Raw genomic sequence first — 23,353 nt, 5'->3', positions numbered from 1 at the left:
ACGACGGCTCCTGGCGGAAGGCGTTGCGGTCGTCTCTCTCAGCTGGTGATGCGGGCCGCCCGCTCACGAAGCTCCTCGGCTTCTGGGACTCCGCTGTACCGGCGCAGGCGTACGCGCATGTCCTGGAGTGCGGCCTGGACCTTCACGGACCGGATGCCGTCGGCGCAGTCGAGGAAGTCGCGCCAGGTGGCCAGGGCACCGTCGACGTCGCCTTGGCGGAGGCGGACGCCGCCGAGGTCGGCGAGGACGATGGCGCGGGTGCGGCGGCGGTCGAGGCCGTGGATGTCGAGGGCGAGGTGGAGGTTTTCCTCGGCGGCGGCGAGGTCGCCGAGGCGAGCGAGGATCATGCCGGATTCGTGGGCCCAGCGGCCGGGTGAGTAGTGGGCGGCCCACGAGTCGCCGGGTGCGGCGGCCTGCTTGCCGATGGCGGTCTCGGACAGGGCGAGGTGTTTGGTGGCCGTGCGGCGGTCGTCGTCCTGGGCGGCTGCGTTGGCGAGGGTGGCCTCGTAGTAGGCGACGGCGCGCGGGTTGTCCAGGTTGCGACCGTAGTCGACGCAGGCTTCGCCGAGCTGGACGGCTTCGGCCCGGTAGCCGAGGTCGACGCACTGTACGGCGAGGCCGCGGAGGACCGTCGCCGACAGTTCCGGGTCTCCGGCTTCGGCGGCCAAGCGGTAGGAGTGGGCGTAGTAGCGCTGGGCGAGTCCGCGGAGTTCGGGGGTGTCGCCTTCGTCCTGGGTCATCCAGCCGGCGAGGTGGACGAGCTGGGAGGTGGCGGCGAACAGGTCGCGGCCGGTGGCTTCGGTGAAGCGGCCCTCCAGCCAGGGGGCGACGTCCTGGGTGAGGTAACGGACGGCCAGGTGGCGGGCGTGGCCACCGCCGAGCTCGGAGGCGGAGTCGCCGAGGGCCTTGACCATGTGGCGTACGGCAGCCACTTCGCCCTGGCCGACGCGGACGGCTCCGGGAAGAGCGGTCTTGGTCCGGCGCGTGATGCTGTCCATGTCGGGCAGCCCGAGTGCGGAAAGCGCGTATCCGCTGGAGGCGAGGATGAACTCCCGACGTTCCACGTCGCTCCTTCCCAGATGCAGGACTGATGCCACGGTATCCGTGTGAAGGGCCGCAGGCGCGGGCTCCGGAAGGATGATCGCCTCGGGGTCCAGCCCTAACACCTGCGCGATATACGGCCACCAGTGGCCAGGAGTCCGTTCGCCCTCCATCCACCGCCGCGCGTGCTGACGCTGCAAGCGGCGCGGGTCACCGCACTCGGCGAGACCGAGTGCGCGTGCCAACTCCGAAGGCCCCCAGCCACGTTCCTGACAGGCCCGCTTGATCAGTTCCGCGACGGCCGGGTTCCTCGGCACCCCGTCACCCTCCCCACCTGGATTACGCGGGATTACGCAGGACTACATCCTGGGCCCTGTCCCGGGAGCACGGACCGCCGTTCACTGAACATCACCCGCAGGCCTCCGAATGGCTCGAACAGGTCCCGTTCAGGTCGGTGTTGGCGCCTGCCCGGACACGTGAGAGGAACCGACGGTGGCAATGCCCTCGGACAGCGCACGGACACGCGTGATTTCGCTCCCCCGACGGCCCGGTGCAGAACAGCACCGCGCTGTCCTGGAGCCGGCCCGGTGAGCCGTTACCCGTTGTCCGATCGCCGGCCCGCCGCTCTGCCCGACCCGACCGGGCCGCAGCTCCAACCCCCATCTCGCCGCAGGTCGTCACCGGCACTTCGCCGGCGTACCCGCCGCGCATCACAGTGAAGGGAAGCCGATGTCCACTCCGTCCGACAGCGACACGTATCCCCTCCCCGTGTCGGTCGCGTTCAGCGGCCCCGACAACACCGGGAAGACCAAGCAGATCGGAATCCTCGCCCGACGCATGGGCCCGGCCGCGACCTCCGCAGGCCCGCTCGACCACTACGACCCGCGCTGGGCCGCCATCAAGGCCGGCGGCATGGCCCGCTGGTGGTTCGAGACCGGACCCGTCGAGGAGGTGGCCGACGTCCTCGCCACCTCCTACCTCGAACGCTCCCGGCACCCCTTCTCCGCGCCGGTGCGCCTGCTGGACCGGGGCATCCCGATGCTGGAGGCGTCCGTCGCCGCGACGGTCGCCGTACGGGAGGACCTGAGTGCCGAACAGGCCGCGGACCGGACCCGGTACCTGCTGTCCTCGTACGAGACCGACCTGCGGGCCGCCGAAGAGGACGAGCATGCCCTCGTCCTCCTGCACTGCGACGACCCGGAGGAAGGCACCCGTCGGAGCCTGGCCCACGAGGTCACCGTCACCGAGATCTACGCGGCGTACCAGCGCCGACTCCACGAGCAGATCAACCGGCTCGTCGACGACGGTCGCTTTCCGATGGCGATCCGTATCGGCGACCGGCCCACCGTCGCCGTCCAGGACGAGGTGCGTCGGCTTCTGGCGCCCCTGCACCCGAAGGTGCCCGGCAGGGCCCTGGCCGGAGTGCACGTCACCGCGCTGGGCGGCATGTCGGAGAGCGGCAAGAGCACGGCCGGCGAGTACCTGCGCACCCAGCACGGTCACGCCCGGCTCAAGATCGGGTACCTCATCGAGGACGCGGCCGGCCGGGCCGGGAATCACGACCCGTACCGGCTCGGGCCGGTCGTGCAGGCCGAGCTGATCGTGGACGCCCTGGACCGCTACTGCCAGGCCCACCACTTCCTCGACTCCGTCAGCATCGAGTCGTTGCACGACTTCGACTCGACCGCCGAACTCGCCCGGATGCTCGGGCCCCAGCTCACCATGGTCTACCTGGACGCCGCCGAGGCCACGCGCACGCGTCGGGGCACTGCCGGGGCCTTGGATGTCGTCGGCCGCGACCTCGTCAAGGCCGCACGGGGTGCGGACAAGATCGTCTCCCTCGCCCACGAGGTCATCGCCAACGACGGTCCGCGCTTGAAGCTGGAGCGGCGGCTGGACCGCATCGTGCTCGACCGCCGCTGGCCTGAATACCAACCCTCCACCATGCCGGTCAACGCGCTCGGGCTCCCCGTCAACCTGGAGTCGTACCTGGCCGAGTTCCTCGACCGCACCACCGGGCTGCGCCCGCTGATCGACCTGCTGGTCGTCACCGGAAGCGGCGCCCGGGGCAAATACCAGCATGGCTGGAGCGACCTCGACGTTCTGGTCGTGGCCGACACCTCCTCCCTCGACGAGCTGCGCCAGATCCTCGCGGGCCTGGAGGCGGAACTCGGCGGGGTCAAGCTGGGCATGACCGTGCTGACGCGCGGCGAGTGCCGTGCCGGTGCTGTCACCTCCCGGCTCCTCCACGTCCTTGCTCTCCTCGGCAGCGGAGCGCTGGTACCCCTGTGGGCCACCCCCGGCCTGGCCCTGCCCGCTCCGGATGCCGCCACCGACATCGCCACCAGCCTGCGCGACGGCATCCAGGCCGCCGTCGAGATCCGCCGCCAGCTCCTCAAGGGAACACCCGACCTCCGCGCCCTCTACAAGGTCGCCGCGCTTCTTGCGAAGATCCAGCTTCGGTTCAGCGGAATCGAATGCCCCTCCGACGGCGACGCCCTCACCGTCCTCCTCGACGCCACGCGGCAGGACACGAGCCTGGTCGGCACCGCCCGTACCGACCGGCCCGCCGCCGAAGCGCTCGCCCGTCTCGTTCTCCAGGCTTGGCTGGACACCCTCCCCGAGGAGAGGCGGTGAGCACTCGACGGTTCTCGACGACAGCGGGCGTCTTCCACAAGCCGGTGGCGACCCGGGAACAGGCCGAAGCCGAGACGAAGGGATGGGCACGGCTTGCCTCCCGTATCGCGGTCCCGGCTCTTCACGGGCAGATCGCGTTACCGGACAGGCAGCTCGTCGCCTACGAGGACGTCTTCGCTACCGGTCGGTGCGAGCTGCTCATGGGCGACGTGATCGCGCTCGCCGACCGCGATCCGGCCGCGCAGCCCCGCCTGAACCGCCTCGTGGACGGCGTCTGCGCCGATCTGCGGGCGGCGGCCGAGGAGACCGGAGAGATCGTGCCGCTGGCCGAGTGTGTCCCGGACCTCTACCTCGACCGCATTCGCCACGGTGGCCGCCTGGACCGCTGGTACCTGCTCCGGGATCTGCCGTTCGCCCTGCCCTACACCGGTACGGTCCTCACCCTGCGGGAACTGGCCGACTTCACGCTCACCGCCAACGGCAGGCCGTTGACGCTGGACGTCGCTGACACCATCGAGCGCCTCCGTGCCGCCCTGGCGCCCGACCGTCGCCTGCGCGCCGGCCTGACGCAGGGCGACCCGACGGAACCGAACATCGCCGACCCGCTGTGCTGGCTCGACTTCGACTTCGCCGGCCGCAACACCGTCGCGGGTGAGGCCGCGAACCTGCTCTGGTACCTGATGGGGTTGGGCGGCTGGCTCGTCCCCCGCTACCGGCCCGACGTGTACGCCCGCACCCTCCGACTCGCCCTGTCTCCCCTGTCCGGCCCGCGCATCGAGCACCTGGAACTGCACCGGGGCATTCGGCACATCGACGTCCGGTACTCCTGGTACACCGGCCCCGGCCGTACCGCGGCCCTCGCCCGCGCCCTGGACGGCCTTCTCAGGGTGAACGGCAGCGGCTTGGAGGAGGTCCGTGCCTTCCTCGCCCTGCGCATCCTCGGCGTCATCCCGCCCTCCCGGCTGACCGGACACGACCTTCTGCTCATCCTGATCAAACTTGCCGAGAGCCAGCACCCCCACACAACGCTCGGCACCTTCTTCACCACCACACCGGCCCCTCACCCCGGCCCCGGCGGACGGAGCAGCAATGTCCCAGCACCTGCTTGAGGCCCCTCTCCGGACCCGGCCGCTCCAGGGCCGCAACGCCCTCGTCACCGGCGGCGCCACCGGCATCGGCGCCGAGATCGCGCGGGCGCTCGCCGCCGCCGGGGCGACCGTCGCGGTCAACCACCTCGGCCGGGACCCCGACGCCCACGCCCTTCTCGCCGCCTTCGAACGCGCGGGCAGCCCCGGGATCGCGGTCAACGCCGACCTGACCGACCCGGGCTCCGTCCGTACCATGGCCGGCCTCGTCCGCGCCGAGATCGGCCCCGTCGACATCCTGGTGAACAACGCCGGCGCCTACCCCCGTGTCGCCTGGCAGAACACCGACGAGACCGCCTGGAACCACTCCCTCGACGTGAACCTCACCGCCCACTACCGCACCTGCCACGCACTCACCCCCGACATGATCGAGCGCCGCTGGGGCCGGATCGTGAACATCGGCAGCGTCAACGCCCGCGCCGGCCGGACGAACCTCGTCGCGTACAGCACCGCGAAGGCCGGACTGCTGGGCCTGACCCGCTCCCTCGCCCGTGAACTGGGCCCGTACGGGATCTGCGTCAACACGGTGATGCCCGGAGCCATCCAGGTCGAGGCCGAGAACGCCCTTCCCGCGCAGCACCGTGCGCGGCCGGAGGACCAGATCAAGCGCCAGTGCGTCCCGCGCCGTGGCCGACCGGAGGACGTCGCGGCCCTGGTGGCGTTTCTCGTGGGCCCCTCCGCCTCGTTCATCACCGGGCAGTCCGTCCACGTCGACGGCGGCTGGCTGCTCCACTGAGACCGACGACAAGCAAGGAGACGAACCGAAATGATCGAACGAGTCCGTGCCGTCCTCATCACCGCCGACGACACGATGCTGGTCATCCGCCGCACCAGGCCCGGCATCCCCGAGTACTGGGTTCTACCCGGCGGCGGTGTGGAACCCGGCGACGAGTCCCGCGAGGCCGCCCTCCAGAGGAGATCGCGGGGAAGGCCGACATCGTCCGCCTGCTCCACACGATGGAGTCCGACGACGAGCGTCAGCTCTTCTACCTCGCCCGGATCGCGGCATGGTCCTTCGAGGATCGCACCGGGCCCGAGTTCAGCGCCGAGGGACGCGGCGAGTACGCGCTGGAGGAGATCCCGCTGACCACGGAGGGGCTCGACGGCATCGACCTCAAGCCCGAGGAGATCGCCCACGTCCTGCGGGGAGCCATCACCGCGGGAAGCCTCGGAGTAGAGGCATCGCTCTGAGCCGTCGAGTACGTCAGCACGTCTTCAGGGCCGACTTCGAGATGAGACGGCCCTGAAGGGTCGCTAGTGTCAATGGCTTGGATCCCGCAGCTGCTTCCTTGCCGGCCGACAGAGGGTCATGGAGCGCGAGGTCGTTGCGAGGTCCGCGGTCCTCGGCCTGAGGCTCCTTCCGCCGATCCTGGAGGAGGCTCCATGCGACACCCCGTGCCCAGCTCGGGGTGTACCCGTACACCGTGGGCAACAGTGGGCTCCCGCATGCGTCGCCCTCTCAGGGACCGAGCATGCCCAACCCGGCGAGTGCGAGGCAGGCGGTACCGAAGAGGAAGAATCCGCCCATGCCGATCATGGCCGCCCCGAGTGCCCGGACGCCGGTGCTGCGTCCTTCTTGGGGCACCAGCGTGCCCAGCGCCTTCTGCTTGAGGTCCAGATACGCAGGCAGCCGTCCGGAACGCCACAGCATCCGCCCGGCACTGATCAGCGCTATGCCGAAGACCAGCGTGAGCACGCTCGTCCGGAGCTGGTTGGCTGGGTCGTGCCCGTCCGAAACAGCGGTGATCACAGAGGCCCCCCAGGACAGGCCGGACAGCGGCGCTGTCCGGCGGAAAGAAGCGCCCCATCCTGGTGTACGGCCACCCCCACAGCAACAAACCCCCTACCTGCACGGAGAAAGCGCAGGCAGGGGGCTTGATCGGTCGGGCTTACTTCTTCTTGCCCTGGTTCTTGACCGCCTCGATGGCTGCTGCCGCTGCCTCGGGGTCCAGGTACTTGCCGCCGGGGGTGACCGGCTTGAAGTCGGAGTCCAGGTCGTAGGCCAGGGGGATGCCCGTCGGGATGTTGAGGCCCGCGATGTCGGCGTCGGAGATGCCGTCCAGGTGCTTGACCAGGGCGCGCAGGCTGTTGCCGTGGGCGGCGACCAGGACCGTGCGGCCGGTCAGGAGGTCGGGGACGATGGCGTCGTACCAGTAGGGGAGCATCCGGATGACGACGTCCTTCAGGCACTCCGTGCGCGGGCGCAGCTCCGGCGGGATCGTCGCGTAGCGCGCGTCGTGGGCCTGGGAGAACTCGGAGTCGTCCGACAGCGGCGGGGGCGGGGTGTCGTAGGAGCGGCGCCAGAGCATGAACTGCTCCTCGCCGAACTCGGCGAGCGTCGCCGCCTTGTCCTTGCCCTGGAGGGCGCCGTAGTGGCGCTCGTTCAGGCGCCAGGAGCGGTGGACCGGGATCCAGTGGCGGTCCGCGGCCTCCAGCGCCAGCTGGGCCGTGCGGATCGCGCGCTTCTGGAGGGACGTGTGGACCACGTCGGGCAGGAGACCGGCGTCCTTCAGAAGCTCGCCACCGCGGACTGCCTCCTTCTCGCCCTTCTCGTTCAGGTTCACGTCCACCCAGCCGGTGAACAGGTTCTTCGCGTTCCACTCGCTCTCGCCGTGGCGGAGGAGGATCAGCTTGTACGGTGCGTCGGCCATGGTCCTGAGCCTACCTAAGGGAAATCCGGGATGGGATGCGGACGGCCGTCGGCCGCCCCTCGCCCCCGGCGCTCGATTGACATGTTCCGCTAATTGAGTGGCGGGCCCCCTCTCCGCGTTCGTAAGGTGTCCTCGCCACTTGAGCCGCTTACCGCCGTGGGGGAACCTCGATGTCACCAGCCCGTGTCAGACGTGCCGTCCGGGAGTCCGTCTCCGGGCTGCCGCGCGAGTTCTGGTGGCTGTGGACGAGCACGCTCGTCAACCGGCTCGGCGCCTTCGTCGCCACCTTCATGGCGCTCTACCTCACCCTCGACCGCGGCTACTCCGCCTCGTACGCCGGTCTCGTCGCCTCCCTCCACGGGCTCGGCGGGGTCGTCTCCTCGCTGGCCGGCGGGGTGATGGCGGACCGGCTCGGCCGGCGGCCCACGCTGCTGATCGCGCAGAGCGCCACCGCCGTCTCCGTCGCGCTGCTCGGGTTCATGACCGATCCGGTGGCCATCGCCGGTGTCGCCTTCCTCGTCGGCATGGCCTCCAACGCCTCCCGGCCCGCCGTGCAGGCGATGATGGCCGACATCGTGCGCCCCGAGGACCGGGTGCGCGCGTTCTCCCTCAACTACTGGGCGATCAACCTCGGGTTCGCCGTCTCCTCCATGGCGGCCGGGTTCATCGCCGAGTTCAGCTATCTCGCCGGGTTCCTGATCGAGGCCGGGATGACCCTGGCCTGCGCGGTCGTCGTCTTCGCGAAGGTCCCCGAGTCGCGGCCCGCGCCCACGGCCCGGCAGGCGGAGGCGGAGGTCGGTCTCGGCACGGTGCTGCGCGACGGGCGGTACATGGCCGTCGTCGGACTGTCCTTCCTCGTCGCCCTCGTCTTCCAGCAGGGCTCGGTCGGGCTCCCCGTGGCCATGGGACGGGCCGGGTTCTCCCCCGCCGACTACGGCCTGGCCGTCGCCGTCAACGGCATCCTGATCGTCGTCCTGCAGATCCCCGTCACCCGGTTCATCGAACACCGGGACCCGCGCACCCTGCTCGTCGTCTCCTCGGTCCTCGCCGGGTACGGCTTCGGGCTGACCGCCTTCGCCGGATCGGTCGGCGTCTTCATGCTCACCGTCTGCGTGTGGACCCTGGCCGAGATCGTCAACGCCCCGACCCAGACCGGCCTGGTGGTCCGGCTCTCACCGGTGCACGGCCGGGGCCGCTACCAGGGCGTGTACACCCTGTCCTGGTCCCTCGCCGCGCTGGTCGCCCCGCTGATGTCGGGCGCGGTCATCGACCGGCTCGGCGCGGGCTGGCTGTGGGGCCTGTGCGCGGTGGTGGGGACGGCCGCCGGTCTGGGGTACGCCGTGCTGATGCGCCGGCTGCCGCCGGAGGAGCCCGTCGGAGCTACGGCCGCGGCCCCGGCAGCGGCCGACAAGGGGGCAGGTACGGGTGCGGGGGCGGGTGCGGGGACTGAGGTTTCTGCCGCCTGAGCCGACCCGTCCCCGCCGGGGAGGGGAGAGGGGTGGGGGCGGAGGGTCCTACCGCCCGGCCCCCCCCGACCTCACCCCCCGCGAGACCCACGTCACACCCGCCCATGTCACATCCCCGCGCCCGCGTCCGTCAGTGAGGTGGAAGCAGCCACTACCCACCAGGAGGACACCATGGACGCTCGCCTCAACCTCTTCGCCAACCCGGTCATCGGCAAGGTCATCCGGCACTTCAACGCCGCCGGGCAGGCGCTCGCGGAGTCCTCGCTGCCGGCCGCCACTCAGGAGCTGGTGAAGATCCGCGCCAGCCAGATCAACGGCTGCGGGTTCTGCACCGACATGCACACTAAGGAGGCGACGGCGGCCGGGGAGAGCGCGACCCGGTTGCACCTGGTCGCGGCCTGGCGGGAGGCCACCGTCTTCACCGAGGCCGAGCGGGCCGCGCTGGAGCTGGCCGAGCAGGGCACCCGGATCGCCGACGGCTCCGGCGGTGTCCCGGACGAGGTGTGGGCGAACGCCGCCCGGCACTACGACGAGGAGCAGCTCGGCGCCCTGATCGCGCTCATCGCCCTGATCAACGCCTACAACCGCGCGAACGTCATCGTCCAGCAGCCCGCCGGCGACTACGTGCCCGGCATGTTCGGCTGAGCACGCTCACGGGTGCGTGCGCCCACGGGTTCGTGCGCCCACGCATCACTCGGCCGGGGCACCCTCACGGATGCATCCGCGCGCCCTTCAGGACCTTGTCCACCGCATTCTTCGGGCCGTACACCGCCAGTCCCACCAGGTCCAGGTCGTCCGTCGGGACGGCCCGGACCGCCGCGCGGTTGTCGCGGTCGTTGCCCGTGGCGAACAGGTCCGAGGTGAACACCGCGCGCGGCAGGGCGCGGCTCAGCGCTCTGCCGTGGGCCGCCTTCAGGGTCTCCTTCGTGCCCTCGAAGACCAGCACGGGCTGGCGGAACATCGGCAGGTACGGCACGGCGTCCGCGTCCTCGTAGGGCTCCCCGATCACCTCGGGGGACGCGGTGCCCAGGCCGCTGACCAGGAAGGCGGTGACGTTCAGGCGCTGCCAGGGCTCCAGGTCCGCGCGCAGCAGTACGGCGATCTTCGTGTCGAAGCGGAGGGGTTCGGTGTCCATGGACCGAGCGTCGCCTCCGGAGCGCTGCCGGGTCTTGTACGTTTTTTGCATGGCCGCCGGGCAGGAACTCGTCACCGCGTGGCGCCCCGTGGTGCCGGGCGTCACCGAGGTCTTCCACGCCCGCTTCACCGAGTACGCCTATCCGATGCACGTCCACGACGCCTGGACGCTGCTGATCGTGGACGACGGAGCCGTACGGTACGACCTCGACCGGCACGAGCACGGCACCCCGCACGACACCGTGTCGCTGCTGCCGCCGCACGTGCCGCACAACGGCTCCCCCGCCACACCGGGGGGTTTCCGCAAGCGGGTCGTGTACCTCGACGCCGGCCGGCTCGGGGAGGAGCTGATCGGTCCGGCCGTGGACTCCCCCGATCTGCGGGACCCCCTGCTCCGGGTGCGGGTCGCCCGGCTGCACTCCGCCCTCGCCCGGCCCGGTGACGAACTGGAGGCGGAGAGCAGGCTGACGCTGGTCGCGGAGCGGCTGCGGCTCCATCTGCGCCCGCGCGCCGGTGCGCCGCGCCGGTTCCGGGACCCGGTACTCGCCCGCCGGCTGCGGGAGTTGCTGGACGCCCGGGTCGTCCCCGGCGTCTCCCTGGAGGAGGCCGCTCGGTCGCTGCACGCCCATCCGGCCCATCTGGTACGGGCGTTCAGCGGTGCGTACGGCATCGCACCGCACCAGTACCTGATGTCCCTGCGGGTCGGGCGGGCCCGGCGGCTGCTGCTCGACGGGGTGCCGCCGGGCGAGGTCGCGTCGGCCGCCGGCTTCTACGACCAGTCCCATCTCACCCGGCACTTCAGGAAGTTGGTCGGCGTCACCCCGGGGCGCTACCGGAACAGCGCCCGCTGAGCCGTGGAGACGTGCGGCGGTGTGCGCGGGGTTCGGCGGAAGCCTCCCGTCCGCCGATCACCGCTGGTTAGCCTCCCCGCATGACCGACACACCAGAAGCACAGGACACACAGACCTCCGGCGAATCCCCGGCCTCCGGGGGCGGGTTGCGGCTCAGACGCGTCTCGCTCGCCGTGGCGGGTGCCGCGGCCCTGGTCGCCGTCGGCGTCGGCGCGGCGCTCGCGGCCCCTTCGGAGGAGTCCCCCCGTCAGGGGCGCGGCGTCGCGGCCACCGTTCCGCCGGACGCGGACACCGGGGGCACGTCCGACGGCGGCATGTCCTCCGGCAGTACGTCCGGGGACACGTCCGACGGCACGTCCACCGGCGGCGGCATGTTCTACGGCGGCGCGTCCGACGGCGGGAGCGCCACCGGGGGTGACCCGGAGGACGGCTCCGGTAGCGGCTCCGGCACCACCGGCGGTGTCGTCGACGGGGGCAGCAGCGAAGGAAGCGGCGACACGGGCGTCGACGGCGGTACCGGACCGGGCCCGGACCCCACGGACGAACCCACCGGGACGGCGAGCCTGGAGGAGCTGAACCGGCGCATCACGGAGCTGGACAAGAAGGTCGACCAGCTGCCGACCAAGAGGGAACTGGCCGATGCCCTGCGGGCGTTCGCCGACGAGCTCGACCACGGCGCCGGGACCCCGACCCCCGCGCCCGACCCGTCCTGAGCCCCCGGGCCGCCCTCGTCAGTCCTGCGGGCGTTCGATCAGGTGCGCGAACGCCGCCAGGTTCCCGGTGGACTCGCCGCGGGACACCCGCCAGGCGTACTCCTTGCGGATCGAGGAGGCGAAGCCCAGCTCCAGCAGGGTGTTGAAGGCGCCGTCGGCCGCTTCCAGGACCTGGCCGAGGAGGCGGTCGACCTCGTCCGGGGTGACGGAGGCGAGCGGGAGGCGGGCGGTGACGTAGATGTCGCCGAGGCGGTCCACGGCGTAACTCACGCCGTAGAGCTTGAGGTTGCGCTCCAGCAGCCAGCGGTGGACGCCGGGCTCGTTCTCGTCGGGGTGGCGGATGACGAAGGCGTTCAGCGACAGGGAGTGCCGGCCGACGAGGAAGGAGACCGTCGTGGACAGCTTGCGGGTGCCGGGGAGCCGGACGACGTAGTTCCCGGGCCCGGGGCTCTCCCACTCCAGCTCCGCGTCCCGGAAGACGCCCTCCAGGATCTGCCCGGCCTTCTCGACATCAGCCATGGTGGGAGCGTACGCGACGGCGGTGGGACTGGGTCGCGGCCGTGTAGACGTCGGCGGTGGCGGCGGCGGCCGTGTCCCAGCCGAAGGACTGGGCGTGCCGGGCGGCGGCCCGGCCCATGCGCTCGGTGAGGTCGGGGTGGTCGGCGAAGCGGCCCAGCACCCGCGCGTAGTCGGCCGGGTCGTGGCCCTGGACGAGGAAGCCGGTCTCGCCGTCGCGCACGGCCACCGGCAGTCCGCCGACCGCGGCCGCGAGCACCGGCGTGCCGGTGGCCTGCGCCTCGATGGCGACCAGGCCGAAGGACTCGCTGTGCGACGGCATGACCAGCACGGACGCGGCCCGGAACCAGTCGGCCAGCTGTTCCTGCCCGACCGGCGGCCGGAACCGCACCACGTCCGCGATGCCCAGCCGGGCCGCGAGCTTCTGCAGCCCCTCCGGTTTGGCGAGCCCGCTGCCGCTGGGGCCGCCGACGACCGGGACGACCAGCCGGGAGCGCAGCTCGGGGCGGCGCTCCAGCAGCACGGCCACGGCGCGCAGCAGTACGTCCGGTGCCTTCAGCGGCTGGATGCGGCCCGCGAAGAGCGGGATCAGGGCGTCCTGGGGCAGTCCGAGGCGGGCGCGGGCGGCGGCGCGGCCGTCGGCGGCGCGGAAGCGGCCGAGGTTGACGCCGGGGTGGACCACGGCGACCTTCGCGGGGTCGGCCGCGTAGTGCCGGACCAGTTCGCCGGCCTCCTCGTCGGTGTTGGCTATGAGCCGGTCGGCGGCGCCCACGATCTGGGTCTCGCCGATCACGCGGGCGGCGGGCTCGGGGGTGTCACCCTCGGCCAGGTTGGCGTTCTTGACCTTGGCCATGGTGTGCATGGCGTGCACCAGGGGCACGCCCCAGCGCTGGGCGGCGAGCCAGCCGACGTGCCCGGAGAGCCAGTAGTGGGAGTGGACGAGGTCGTAGTGGCCGGGGCGGTGCCCTGCCCACGCCTGCATCACGCCGTGGGTGAAGGCGCACAGCTGGGCGGGGAGGTCCTCCTTGGCCAGGCCCTCGTAGGGGCCCGCGTCGACGTGCCGGACGAGGACGCCGGGGGCCAGCTCGACGGCGGGGGGCAGGCCGCCGGTCGTGGCCCGGGTGAAGATCTCGACCTCGATGTCGATCTCGGCGAGCCGCTGGGCCAGCTCCACGATGTAGACGTTCATGCCGCCCGCGTCGCCGGTGCCGGGCTGGTGGAGCGGGGAGGTGTGCACGGAGAGCATGGCGACCCGCCGGGGTCTGCGGTACAGCCGGAGCCGGGAGGCCGACGGGGAGCGTCGCCCGAGCCTGCTGACGTACTGGCTCACGTGGCGGACCTCCTTGGTGCGGGCATGCCGTCAGGAGGGCCCACCGGCGCCCTCCCGAGGACTCCAACAGCGGGCGGGTGCCCTGCCATTTCCCGATCAAGCGGCTTTGCCGAATCATTACCTATTTACGTACAACCGTTCGATTACGGGCGGCTTCGGCCGAGGCTCACCGAAGGGTGGCCGCCCCTTACCCTCGTATCCATGAGAACCCCCGCACCGTCCCGGCCGCTGGGCACGGTGACGCGCGGGACGACCAACCCCAACCGGCTGCGCCGCATGGACCGCTGGATCGCGGCCGCACACGGCGCCGCGCTGCGCCGCGCGAACGACCCCGTGGCCGTCGACCTGGGCTACGGCGCCGCGCCCTGGACCGCCGTGGAACTGCTGTCCCGACTGCGCACGACGGCGCCCCGCACCCGCGTGGTCGGCGTCGAGATCGATCCCGTCCGGGTCGCGGGGGCACGGCCGTACGAGCGCGAGGGCCTGACCTTCCGGCACGGCGGCTTCGAGGTGCCGGTGCCCGGGCGGCCGGTGCTGATCCGGGCCGCGAACGTGCTGCGCCAGTACGACGAGGCCGAGGTCGCCCCGGTGTGGCGGCAGCTGTGCGCGCGGCTCGCCCCGGACGGGCTGCTGGTCGAGGGCACCTGCGACGAGATCGGCCGCCGCCACGTGTGGGTGGCACTCGGCCCCGAGGGGCCCCGCACGGTCACCTTCGCCACCCGGCTGGGCTCCCTGGAGCGCCCCTCCGATCTCGCCGAGCGGCTGCCGAAGGCGCTGATCCATCGCAACGTCCCGGGCGAGCCTGTGCACGCCTTCCTGCGCGACTTCGACCGCGCCTGGGCCGCCGCCGCGCCCTACGCCTCCTACGGCGCCCGCCAGCGCTGGATGCGCGCGGTGCGGGACCTGACCGCCGACTGGCCGGTGACGGACGCCCCGGCCCGCTGGCGGCAGGGCGAAGTCACCGTGGCCTGGGCGGCGTTGGCGCCGGTGGGCTAGGCGGCGTTGGCGCCGGTGGGTTGTCCGCCGGCCGAGCCGGACACACGTGCGGGGGAACGCTTCCCGCGTCCCGTTCGTCACACCGGCGAGGTGATCGCCGCACCCGGCGGCCCGCCGGGGAGCATCCGGTGCCCGACGGCCTCTGTCGCTTTGCGCGCGACCGTGGCACGATCCCTCAGACGACCGTAAGTTACTGACGGTAAATCAGTTTGGGGGAAACAGGTATGGGTTCGGGAAAGCGCGGCCTGCTCACGGCCGCCCTGACCGTGGTCTGCGCGGTGACCGTCCTCGCGGCACCCGGCACGGCGTTCGCGGCCCCCGCACCCGTACCCACGCCCACACCCGCGCCGACTCCCCTGCCGGACAAGGACCTTGAGGAGGTCCGCCGCAAGCTCGACAAGCTGTACCACGACGCGTCCGTGGCCACCGACGCCTACAACGCGGCCGAGGAGAAGGCGGAGAAGCAGTCCGCCGAGATCGTGGCGCTGGCCCGGAAGATCGACCAGGGGCAGCAGCGGCTGGACGAGCTGAAGGACCAGGCGGGCGCGGCGGCCCGGGACCAGTACCGCACCAACGGCCTGTCCTCCACCGCCCGGTTCCTGCTCACCGACGACCCCGCACGGTTCCTCGACGGCGCCGGCCGGGTGCTCCAGGGCCAGCGCGCGGCGACCGGGGTGATGGCCGAGATGTCCCGCACCCAGCGGGAGTTGCGGGCCTACGCCGACGACGCCTCGGCGCAGTGGAAGCGGCTGGAGGGCAACCGCAAGGCCAAGGCCGCCGCCAAAAAGAAGATCGAGCAGCAGATCGACGCGGCGGAGGAGCTCCAGTCCCGGCTGGAGAAGAAGGAGAAGGAGCGCCTCGCCGAACTGGAGCGGGAGGCCGCGCGGAAGGCGCAGACCGCCTGGCTGGACACCGGCGTCCTCGAGGACGCCCACGACCAGGCGTCCGCGCCGGGCGAGAAGGCCGTGAAGTACGCCGCCGAGCAGCTCGGCAAGCCGTACGTGTGGGGCGCCGAGGGCCCGGACTCCTTCGACTGCTCCGGCCTGACCTCCCAGGCCTGGGCCGCGGCCGGGCACCCCGTCCCGCGCACCTCGCAGGAGCAGTGGCGGCGGCTGCCGCACGTGGCCGTGGAGGACATGCGCCCCGGCGACCTCGTCATCTACTTCGACGACGCCAGCCATGTCGCGCTGTACATCGGCGACGGCACGGTCATCCACGCCCCGCGCCCCGGCCGTACGGTGACGGAGGCGGGCGCCGGTTCGATGCCGATCCTGGGCGTCGTACGACCGGACGCGTGACGGGCGCCGCACCCGCGTCCGCCCCGGTGACCTGGATCACGTGACCGACCGCACGGCCAACTCCCGCCGGACGTGAGCTTCGTCATCCCCGAGGCCCCGCCGACGTGTCCAACTGCGGTACGGAACGCGGCATATGACGGCGGCGGACGACGGAGCGACCCGGCTCACACCATTCCGCCGGGGCGGTCCCAGCCGCTATGGTCACCCGTCGGTGGGTCGAGACCCTCGATGCCGCCGTGCCCTCGGGGGGAGGGAAGGAACCCAAGACGATGCCCGTACCCGTACCGCGGCAGCGAGCGATCCCGGCCGTGGAGAGTGGTCAGGCGCAGGCCCCGCAGGCCGTCGGCGGCCCCCTCAAGGAAGAGGCGCACCGCGACGCCACGCCCGCGCACGGCACCGGCGCCACTCTCACCCTGCTGCTGATCGAGGACGATCCGGCCGGCTCGCCGATCGTGCCCGACCTGCTGGACTCGGCCGGCAAGCCGATCCGCGTGCGCACCGCCCGCAACCTCACCGAGGCCGAGCGGCTGCTCACCGACGACGTCCACTGCATCCTGCTGGACCTGGCGCTCCCGGCGCCGGGCGGCGACGACACCGACGACGAGCTGGCCGTGCTCCGGCACGTGCTGCGGCTCGCGCCCCGGCACGCCGTGCTCGCGCTGACCGCCTCCGGCGACGCCGAGCGCGGCGCCGAGGCCGTGCGCGTGGGCGCCCAGGACTATCTGTTCCGGGACGAGCTGGACGGCAGGCTGCTCAGCCGCGCCATCCGCTACGCCGTGGAGCGCAAGCGTTCCGACACTGCCGAGCGGCGCCTCGCCGAGGGCCGGCTGCGCGCGCAGGAGAACCGCCGCCTGGAGCGCGGCCTGCTGCCCACCCCGCTGCTGGACGGCTCCTCGCTGCGGTTCGCCGCCCGCTACCGGCCGGGCCGCTCCCGGGCCCTGCTCGGCGGCGACTTCTACGACGCCGTGCGCACCCCGGACGGCACCGTGCACGCCATGATCGGCGACGTCTGCGGGCACGGCCCGGACGAGGCCGCGCTGGGCGTGGAGCTGCGCATCGCCTGGCGGGCGCTGACCCTGGCCGGGCTGTGCGGGGACGAGCTGCTGAACACCCTCCAGCAGGTGCTGGAGCACGAGCGCGCCGACGAGGAGATCTTCGCGACGCTGTGCACGGTGGACATCGCCCCCGACGGCCGCCGCGCGGGCCTGTGCCTGGCGGGCCACCCGGCCCCGCTGATAGCCCGCCCCGGCCGGGCGCCACGGCTGCTGCCCTACGACAACAACGGCCCCGCCCTGGGCCTGCTGCCCGGCGCCCGCTGGCCCCGGATGCAGGTGGAGCTGGGCTCCGAGTGGAGCCTGATGCTCTACACCGACGGGCTCATCGAGGGCAAGGTCGGCGTGGACGGGGAGCGGCTGGGGCAGGACGGCATGGTGGAGATGATCCGCCGGCAGCTGGCCGAGGGACTGCGCGGCGAGGAGCTGCTGCGGGCCGCGGTGCACGAGGTCCGGGAGCTGAACGGGGGCGAGCTGACGGACGACGTGGCCGTGGTGCTGCTGGACCGGGCGGCGTAGGGGCTCGGCCGTGGCCGCCGACGCCGACGTGGCCGTGGCCTGCCGGACCGAGCGGCGTAGAGGCTCCGCCGTGGCCGCCGACGCCGACGTGGCCGTGGCCTGCCGGACCGGGCGGCGCGGGGGCCCCGCCGCAGCGCCGACGCGCCGTCACCGGGTGCGGGCAGGCCGGACGGCGTAGAGGTTCCGCCGTGGCCGCCGACGCCGACGTGGCCGTGGTCTGCCGGACCGGGCGGCGCGGGGGCCCCGCCGCAGCGCCGGCGCGCCGTCACCGGATGCGGGCGGGCCGGACGGCCTAGAGGTTCCGTCCTAGGGCCGGCGCGCCGTCGCCGAGTGCGGGTGCGGGTGCGTAGGGGCCGTTCGCGTGCACGCGGCGCAGCCGCGTGGCTCGGCCACGGGCGACCCGTACCCGGCGCTCGGCAGGGCCCCCTCCGCGGGCTGCCGCTACCGGCCGCCGTTCCACGGCCCGTACGGACCGTCGCTGCTGCTCCCCCGGCCTCGGCGGCCCCAGCCCCGGCCGCCGCCCACCTGCTGGAGGGCGGGGCGGACGTCGACGAGGTACACGATGCTGGCGACCGCGCCGGCGATCGGCAGGATGGACAGGATCGAGAACAGATAGCTGACCACGAGCGCGATGCCGAGGATGATCAGCCAGAAGACCTTGTTCTGCTTGTCCGCGGCGCGGAAGGCGTCCTCCCGCCGGAACGCGGCGTCGAACAGCCCGATCGCGGCCAGGGCCATGAGGATGATCTTCAAGATGCCCATGAACCCCGCGAAGCCCAGCATCAGCATGTCGCCCACCGTCCGTTGATTCGCGAACCCCTGCTACGCCGCCACCGTACCCACAGAACGGGCCGGACACCCCAAAGGTGCCCGGCCCGTGACCGTACGGCCGGTCACTCTCCCTTGGCCGACGGCGTGGTCTTCTTCGCGGCGGGGGCCTTGCGGGCGGCCGGGGCCTTCTTCGCCGCGGGCTTCTCCTCGGCGGGCCCGGTCTTCGCCCCGGCCGGCTTCGGCTCGTCGTCGTGGACCTCGACCGGCTCGGGCTTGCCCTCGACGGCGATCGCCAGGTCCTCGATCTCCTCGGCGGCCTCGCCGCGCCAGGTCTTCACCGCCTGTTCGCCGTGCTCGGCGACCTTCTCGTAGGTCTCGCGGGCCTTGACGGCGTACTCGGCGGCGACGCCGACCCCGCGCAGGGCGAGGTCCTGGGCGGTCTCGCCCAGCTTCTTCACGTCGAGGGCGCCGATGAACTCGCCGACCTTGGTCTGCAGGGTCGCCTGCGCCTCCTTGGCACGGGCGGCGGCCTTCTCCTGCACGGCCTTGGGGTCGGTGTTGCGTACGGCGTCGATGCGGGCCGGGGCCTCGGCGCGCAGCTGCTCGACCAGGGCCGGCACCTTCTTGGCCTGCTGGAGCGCCAGATCGGCGGTGCCGGCGGCGAAGTAGAGCGGGGTCGGGTCGCTGAGGGTCTTGCGCAGGTCGTCGGTGATGGCCATGGTGGGGATCCTCCCGGATCGAATTCGCGTTCGGCTGGGTTGACGAGGTCCGCGGCGGGCGTCCGAGCCCTGGTCCGGCTTATCCGGCCGTCCGCCGCCGGCCTGCGTCGGTGTCGCTTCCGGCGGCATCGCCTCCGCCGGCCGTACTGCTGCCGCCGCCGGTTCCCTGGTCCGAGGCGCCGTCCCCGTCCCGCGCCGGCCCGGCCGCCTCGCCGGTCCCGAATCCGTTCTCCTTGCGGAAGGACTCGTAGATCTGGAGCAGCACCTGCTTCTGCCGCTCGTTGAGCGAGGGGTCGGCGAGGATGACGGCGCGCGTCTCGACCTCGTCCCGGTCCCGCTCGGCGTCGAGGATGCCGGCCCGGACGTACAGCGTCTCGGCGGAGATGCGCAGGGCCTTGGCGACCTGCTGGAGCACCTCCGCGCTGGGCTTGCGCAGTCCGCGCTCGATCTGGCTCAGGTACGGGTTGGACACCCCGGCGGCGTCGGCGAGCTGCCGCAACGACAGCTGGGCGTTGCGCCGCTGCTCGCGCAGGTACTCACCGAGATTGCCGACGTTCAGCGATGCCATGCCTCCACCTTGCCCACCCTCGCTAACTTTTGCAAGCACCCGCTTGCAAAAGTGTGTCGCGCGGGGTGGGCACGAGGTCACCGAGGCCGGTAGGAGGTGGCCAGTACGGAGACGGTGGCCCGGGCGGGGAGGGGGCCGCGATCGGTCAGGGCCGCGGGGGACAGGTGGCGTGCGCTCGGTGTCATCCCCACCAGGTCGATGGCTTCCTGCCTGGTCAGGGGCATGGTGTAGGCCACGTGCCGGGTGCCGGCGGACCGGAAGTAGGGGTCCAGCGCCTGTCGCAGGCGCTGCTCCTTGTCCGGGTCGATCGTGACCATCCCGGGGATCCGGCCCCGTAGCTCGGCCAGGTGCCGCTCTACGGGGCGCACCACGATCAACCGGCCGGTCGGACGCAGTACTCGGTGGAACTCGGCCGGGTTGCGCGGGGCGAACACGTCCAGCACGACGTCGACCCCGTGGTCGGCCAGGGGGAAGGGGCGGAAGACGTCCCAGCTCGCCGCGGCGGCTCGCGGATGGGCCCGGGCCGCTGAGCGCAGGGCGCGTGCCGACGTGTCCAGCCCCAGGCCGCGGGTGCCGGGCAGTCGATCGAGCACGCCGGCCAGGTAGTAGCCGGTGCCGCATCCGACGTCTAGGACCTTGCCTTGGCCCGGCAGGGCGTCGGCTGTCATACGAGCCAGGGTCTGGTGGACAGGGGCGTACCTGCCGGTGGACAGGAACCGGTGCCGGGCCTGGACCATGGCCGCGTCGTCACCGCTGGTGGCGCGGCCCCCCGTCAGGAGGCTGACGTAGCCCTGACTTGCGATGTCGAAGGTGTGGCCCGCCGGGCAGCGCAGTGAGCCGTGGGCGGGGCGGAGACGGGCGCGGCACACCGGGCAGCGCAGCACGTCGAGGAACGGTTCCAGGGCAGGGGGAAGCGAGACGGGCACGAGGCACTCCTGGCGACGGTGAAGGGGAAGGACCGTGCCTGTACGCGCGCGCTCAGAAGCCGCTGTCTCCGGAAGAACGAGCCGCCACAGCGTGGGCGGCGCACGGAAGACGGATCACGTGACAGGCACACCAAGGAGGGCGACGCCCCACGGCACCGCCCTCAACGCCTCGCGATCACAGAGCCTGGGTGTGCTGGGTCCACATGCCTCCACCTTACGAGCTCACTGACAACTGGGGTGCCTCGCCTCAGGAGTTGTGCCGGGAGGACCATGGTGGCGACGGCCCGCCAGGATGGTCGCCGCGGACCTGGCCGCACGGCCGGCGACCCGCCCGCCCCTGAACCGGAAGGATCCCTGCGTGGACATCTCGGACGACGGCCCGGAGCTGGACCCCGGGTGGCGGGAGGCCGCCAACAATCTGTGCGGGATCCTGCGCGGGCGCCCCACCTCGGCCGTGGCCGAGCTGTTCGTCGGGGCGGGCTGGATGTCGCAGTCGTCGTCCTGGGAGGGGTACGAGGTCCAGACGCACTGGTGCCGGGTCGAGCTCGATCCGCTCGACCGGACGGAGACCCTGCTGAACGGTGTCGTCGACCCCGGCAAGCTCGATGTCCTCGCCGCGCTGCTCTCCCGGTCCGGGACGGACTTCGTCCTGGAGCTGTACGACGAGGGCCATCGCCTGCTCCGGGAGATCACCGGCTGAGCCTCCCCGGAGTGCGAGGCGGCGCATAATCGGTTGCCCGTCGGTCGAGGCCGTGGTTGGAATGGCCCGCATGATCGATCGGGTGGGCCCGCCGGGGCGGGGCGAGACGGGTGGGGGCGGCGCCGTATGAGTACGTCGCTCGGGGTGGACCGGGCCGGCGGGGTGGTCCGGGTCGGGGCCCTCGCTCCGTTGTCGCCGCCCGGCTGGGTCGAGGCGGGGCGGCAGCTGGTCGCCGGGCTCGAACTGGGCGTGCGTGACGTCAATGACGCCGGCGGGGTCGGCGGACGGCCGCTGGAGCTGGTGGTGCGGGACACCGCGGCCGATCCGCGGCGGGCCGCGGCGGCCGTGGACGAACTGGCCGGGCTGGGCGTGGCCGCCGTGACGGGCGAGTACCACAGCGTCGTCGCCCGCGCCGCCGCAGCCCGGGCGGACGCCCTCGGCCTGCCCTTCCTGTGCTCGTCCGCGGTCCTCGACGCGCTCACCGACCAGCCGACGGAACGGGTCGCCCGGATCGCCCCGGCGCAGTCCCACGGCTGGCGCGTCTACGCCGACTTCCTGCTCGGCGCGGGCCACCGCCGCATCGCCGTGGCGACCCAGCCGAGCGTCTACTGGGCGTCCGGGACCGGCATCCTGCGCGAGCGCCTCGCGCCGCGCGGCGGCAGCGTCGTGGAGTTCGACATGAGCGTGCTCGGGCCCGCCGCCCTGTGCGACGCGCTCGCCGCCCACGGTGCGACGGCCCTGCTCCTGCTGGTCGGCCACCCGGAGCCGGCCGCGTCCGTCGTCAGGTCCGTGCGCCGCGACCCGCGTCTCACCGGCGTCCTGATCGGCGCCCCGGCCGGACAGCCGGAGTTCGCCGAGTGGGCGACGCTGCTGGGCGGCGACGGCGCGGGGATCCCGTTCCTGCGCTACCTGCCCGAACGCCTCACCCCGCTCGGCACCCGCGTCGAGGCGGCCCTGCGCGCGCGGCTGGCCGGACCCCCCTCCTTCGTCGCCTTCGAGGGCTACGACACGATCGCCGTCCTCGCCGACGTCCTGCGCGCCCACGGCACGGACCGGGCGGACATCACCGCGTCCTGGGCGCGTGTCGACACCGAGGGCACCCGCGGCCGGATCCGTCTCTCCCGCGCACCGGGCATCAGCGTCCGGCAGTGGGCCTGGCCGCCGGTCCGGATCGTCGACCGGGACCCGACGGACCTCGACCGCTTCCGGGTCCTGCACACCGGTTGAGGGGGCGCCGGGGAGGCGGCTGTAGCAGCGCGGCCCGGCTCACGTCCGGCCTCACTCGAAGTCGTACACCGTGAACTCGGCGACCGGGTCGTACCCGATGCGCTGGTAGAGCGCGGTGCTGGTGGGGTTCGCCGGGTCCGCGAACAGGACGACCGTGCGCGCGCCCGCGGCCAGCGCGGCCCGTCCCACCGCCGTCGTCACCGCACCCGCGTACCCGCGGCCGCGCAGGGGGGCCGGGGTGTAGACGGGGTCCACCCGGACGTGGCCGGAGACCACCGGGGTCGCGCCGGCCATGGAGACGGGCGTGCCGTCCGGGGTCTCCCAGAAGGTGAAGCGCTTGGCGGCGAAGCGGGTGCCGGGCCAGCCCGCGTCGTCCGCGGGGAAGTCCTCCCCGACGTCCGCCGTGAACGCGCGGCACCAGCGCACGAGGTGCTCGTGGTCCCGCTCGCCGGCCTCCCGGGCCCGGCCCTCCGCGTGCGGGTCCGGCGCGGCCGGGGTGCCGAGCCGGTACAGGCGGACGCGCTGCGTGCGCAGGACCGGCGTGGCGCCCGTGCGCCGCCGCCACGCCTCGGCGAACGCGGCGGCGGTGTGCTGCTCGGCGCTGACCCCGGGGAGCACGTGGCCGAGGCCGGCCAGCCGGGCGGCGAGGGCGTCGGCCCGCTCCGGGGTGAGGACGGTGGGGCTCAGCAGACCCCGGGCCCGGCGGTGGAAGGCGGCGCGGACCTCGCCCGACTCCTCCAGGTATCCGAGGAGCGGGGCCTCGGCGCCGTACGCCCCCGGGCCGTCGGCGCGCAGGGTCTCGGTCACCGTCAGCGCCATGGTGTGCAGATCCGGGCGCGAGCGCAGGAAGTCCCCGGCCCGGGCGAGGAAGGCGTCGACGTCTTCGGTGAGGTGCCAGTCATCCGGTCGCATGCCGGAGACTTCCGCCGCGAGCCCCGCCCGAAACCCGCCGAGCCGCTCCCCGCCGGGCCGGGCCGGACCGGGGCGTCATCGTCGCGCCGGAGCCGCCGGAGCCGCCGGAGGAGACCGAGGAGACCGCCTCGGCCCGCGGCGGTATCGGGGCCCGACGGCCGGAGGGAGCGGTCGTCGGAAC

24 protein-coding genes and 1 pseudogene are annotated in these 23,353 nt (G+C 72.9%); 14 read left to right on the top strand and 11 right to left on the bottom strand.

From position 1 onward, the window contains the following. Window positions 1-38: 38 nt before the first annotated feature. On the bottom strand, window positions 39-1,064 hold the full coding sequence (locus ACSURM_RS20255; protein ID WP_436956844.1) for a tetratricopeptide repeat protein: 1,026 nt from the start codon (window positions 1,062-1,064) through the stop codon (window positions 39-41). Between the two features lie 706 nt (window positions 1,065-1,770). On the opposite strand from ACSURM_RS20255, the gene ACSURM_RS20250 reads away from it, so the two are divergent. From ACSURM_RS20250 to ACSURM_RS20230, 5 genes and pseudogenes are all read left to right on the top strand, one after another. After that, window positions 1,771-3,678, top strand: a complete 1,908-nt coding sequence (locus ACSURM_RS20250) for a nucleotidyltransferase domain-containing protein (RefSeq protein ID WP_436956843.1) — start codon at window positions 1,771-1,773, stop codon at window positions 3,676-3,678. Next, window positions 3,675-4,787, top strand: coding sequence for a hypothetical protein (locus ACSURM_RS20245; protein WP_436956841.1), 1,113 nt, complete (start codon window positions 3,675-3,677; stop codon window positions 4,785-4,787). Before ACSURM_RS20250 ends, ACSURM_RS20245 begins: the two co-directional genes overlap by 4 nt. After that, window positions 4,768-5,559: an SDR family NAD(P)-dependent oxidoreductase gene (locus ACSURM_RS20240; RefSeq protein WP_436956840.1), complete on the top strand. Its 792-nt coding sequence runs from the start codon at window positions 4,768-4,770 to the stop codon at window positions 5,557-5,559. Before ACSURM_RS20245 ends, ACSURM_RS20240 begins: the two co-directional genes overlap by 20 nt. A 30-nt stretch (window positions 5,560-5,589) precedes the next feature. Then, window positions 5,590-5,682, top strand: a pseudogene (locus tag ACSURM_RS20235) (NUDIX hydrolase); the annotation flags it as partial. Between the two features lie 98 nt (window positions 5,683-5,780). Then, window positions 5,781-6,014, top strand: coding sequence for a hypothetical protein (locus ACSURM_RS20230; protein WP_436961276.1), 234 nt, complete (start codon window positions 5,781-5,783; stop codon window positions 6,012-6,014). 268 nt (window positions 6,015-6,282) lie between these two features. Here the strand turns inward: ACSURM_RS20230 and ACSURM_RS20225 are convergent, their stop codons facing one another. Beyond that, on the bottom strand, window positions 6,283-6,573 hold the full coding sequence (locus ACSURM_RS20225) for a hypothetical protein (protein ID WP_436956838.1): 291 nt from the start codon (window positions 6,571-6,573) through the stop codon (window positions 6,283-6,285). A gap of 139 nt (window positions 6,574-6,712) precedes the next feature. Further along, on the bottom strand, window positions 6,713-7,474 hold the full coding sequence (locus tag ACSURM_RS20220; RefSeq protein WP_436956836.1) for a phosphoglyceromutase: 762 nt from the start codon (window positions 7,472-7,474) through the stop codon (window positions 6,713-6,715). A gap of 170 nt (window positions 7,475-7,644) precedes the next feature. On the opposite strand from ACSURM_RS20220, the gene ACSURM_RS20215 reads away from it, so the two are divergent. Both ACSURM_RS20215 and ACSURM_RS20210 read left to right on the top strand, forming a co-directional pair. Next, window positions 7,645-8,940, top strand: coding sequence for an MDR family MFS transporter (locus ACSURM_RS20215; protein ID WP_436956834.1), 1,296 nt, complete (start codon window positions 7,645-7,647; stop codon window positions 8,938-8,940). Window positions 8,941-9,111: 171 nt separating this feature from the next. After that, window positions 9,112-9,585 (top strand): carboxymuconolactone decarboxylase family protein, encoded by a 474-nt coding sequence (locus tag ACSURM_RS20210; protein WP_436956832.1) that lies wholly within the window; start codon window positions 9,112-9,114, stop codon window positions 9,583-9,585. Window positions 9,586-9,649: 64 nt separating this feature from the next. On the opposite strand, the gene ACSURM_RS20205 is transcribed toward ACSURM_RS20210, so the two are convergent. Beyond that, window positions 9,650-10,075: a DUF2000 family protein gene (locus tag ACSURM_RS20205; RefSeq protein WP_436956830.1), complete on the bottom strand. Its 426-nt coding sequence runs from the start codon at window positions 10,073-10,075 to the stop codon at window positions 9,650-9,652. 49 nt (window positions 10,076-10,124) lie between these two features. Between ACSURM_RS20205 and ACSURM_RS20200 the strand changes: the two genes are divergently transcribed. Together ACSURM_RS20200 and ACSURM_RS20195 are read left to right on the top strand one after the other, a co-directional pair. Next, window positions 10,125-10,925, top strand: coding sequence for an AraC family transcriptional regulator (locus ACSURM_RS20200; RefSeq protein ID WP_436956828.1), 801 nt, complete (start codon window positions 10,125-10,127; stop codon window positions 10,923-10,925). An 80-nt stretch (window positions 10,926-11,005) separates the two neighbouring features. Next, complete coding sequence (locus ACSURM_RS20195) at window positions 11,006-11,638, top strand: hypothetical protein (RefSeq protein ID WP_436956826.1); 633 nt, start codon at window positions 11,006-11,008, stop codon at window positions 11,636-11,638. A gap of 18 nt (window positions 11,639-11,656) precedes the next feature. Here ACSURM_RS20195 and ACSURM_RS20190 read toward each other — a convergent pair whose 3' ends face one another. Both ACSURM_RS20190 and mshA read right to left on the bottom strand, forming a co-directional pair. Continuing rightward, entirely contained in the window at window positions 11,657-12,157 is a 501-nt protein-coding gene (locus tag ACSURM_RS20190; protein WP_436956824.1) for a YbjN domain-containing protein, read from the bottom strand. After that, window positions 12,150-13,484 (bottom strand): D-inositol-3-phosphate glycosyltransferase, encoded by a 1,335-nt coding sequence (gene mshA / locus ACSURM_RS20185; protein ID WP_436956822.1) that lies wholly within the window; start codon window positions 13,482-13,484, stop codon window positions 12,150-12,152. Before mshA ends, ACSURM_RS20190 begins: the two co-directional genes overlap by 8 nt. A 201-nt stretch (window positions 13,485-13,685) precedes the next feature. Between mshA and ACSURM_RS20180 the strand changes: the two genes are divergently transcribed. The 3 genes from ACSURM_RS20180 to ACSURM_RS20170 all read left to right on the top strand — a co-directional run bounded on the left by ACSURM_RS20180 (window position 13,686) and on the right by ACSURM_RS20170 (window position 17,349). Beyond that, window positions 13,686-14,480 (top strand): class I SAM-dependent methyltransferase, encoded by a 795-nt coding sequence (locus ACSURM_RS20180; RefSeq protein WP_436956820.1) that lies wholly within the window; start codon window positions 13,686-13,688, stop codon window positions 14,478-14,480. A 224-nt stretch (window positions 14,481-14,704) separates the two neighbouring features. Further along, a complete protein-coding gene (locus ACSURM_RS20175) occupies window positions 14,705-15,778 on the top strand; it encodes an NlpC/P60 family protein (protein WP_436956818.1) in 1,074 nt (357 codons plus the stop codon). 269 nt (window positions 15,779-16,047) lie between these two features. Continuing rightward, on the top strand, window positions 16,048-17,349 hold the full coding sequence (locus tag ACSURM_RS20170) for a PP2C family protein-serine/threonine phosphatase (protein WP_436956816.1): 1,302 nt from the start codon (window positions 16,048-16,050) through the stop codon (window positions 17,347-17,349). 441 nt (window positions 17,350-17,790) lie between these two features. Here the strand turns inward: ACSURM_RS20170 and ACSURM_RS20165 are convergent, their stop codons facing one another. From ACSURM_RS20165 to ACSURM_RS20150, 4 genes are all read right to left on the bottom strand, one after another. After that, on the bottom strand, window positions 17,791-18,138 hold the full coding sequence (locus ACSURM_RS20165) for a DUF2516 family protein (RefSeq protein WP_391340315.1): 348 nt from the start codon (window positions 18,136-18,138) through the stop codon (window positions 17,791-17,793). Window positions 18,139-18,242: 104 nt separating this feature from the next. Further along, a complete protein-coding gene (locus ACSURM_RS20160; RefSeq protein WP_436956815.1) occupies window positions 18,243-18,839 on the bottom strand; it encodes a hypothetical protein in 597 nt (198 codons plus the stop codon). A 79-nt stretch (window positions 18,840-18,918) separates the two neighbouring features. Continuing rightward, complete coding sequence (locus ACSURM_RS20155; RefSeq protein WP_436956813.1) at window positions 18,919-19,407, bottom strand: helix-turn-helix domain-containing protein; 489 nt, start codon at window positions 19,405-19,407, stop codon at window positions 18,919-18,921. A 77-nt stretch (window positions 19,408-19,484) separates the two neighbouring features. Further along, window positions 19,485-20,333 carry a putative RNA methyltransferase gene (locus tag ACSURM_RS20150; RefSeq protein ID WP_436956811.1) on the bottom strand — a complete coding sequence of 283 codons (849 nt, stop codon included), beginning with the start codon at window positions 20,331-20,333 and terminating at the stop codon, window positions 19,485-19,487. Window positions 20,334-20,691: 358 nt separating this feature from the next. Here ACSURM_RS20150 and ACSURM_RS20145 point away from each other — a divergent pair, with 358 nt between their 5' ends. After that, window positions 20,692-21,033 carry a hypothetical protein gene (locus ACSURM_RS20145; protein WP_436956809.1) on the top strand — a complete coding sequence of 114 codons (342 nt, stop codon included), beginning with the start codon at window positions 20,692-20,694 and terminating at the stop codon, window positions 21,031-21,033. 126 nt (window positions 21,034-21,159) lie between these two features. Continuing rightward, window positions 21,160-22,260, top strand: coding sequence for an ABC transporter substrate-binding protein (locus tag ACSURM_RS20140; RefSeq protein ID WP_436956807.1), 1,101 nt, complete (start codon window positions 21,160-21,162; stop codon window positions 22,258-22,260). A 51-nt stretch (window positions 22,261-22,311) separates the two neighbouring features. Here ACSURM_RS20140 and ACSURM_RS20135 read toward each other — a convergent pair whose 3' ends face one another. Beyond that, window positions 22,312-23,172 carry a GNAT family N-acetyltransferase gene (locus tag ACSURM_RS20135; RefSeq protein ID WP_436956805.1) on the bottom strand — a complete coding sequence of 287 codons (861 nt, stop codon included), beginning with the start codon at window positions 23,170-23,172 and terminating at the stop codon, window positions 22,312-22,314. Between the last annotated feature and the right edge of the window lie 181 nt (window positions 23,173-23,353).

Origin of the sequence: Streptomyces sp. SudanB182_2057 (assembly GCF_964272715.1) — a bacterium.
GTDB lineage: Bacteria > Actinomycetota > Actinomycetes > Streptomycetales > Streptomycetaceae > Streptomyces > Streptomyces rubradiris.
This window is presented reverse-complemented; position numbering and strand designations above follow the sequence as displayed.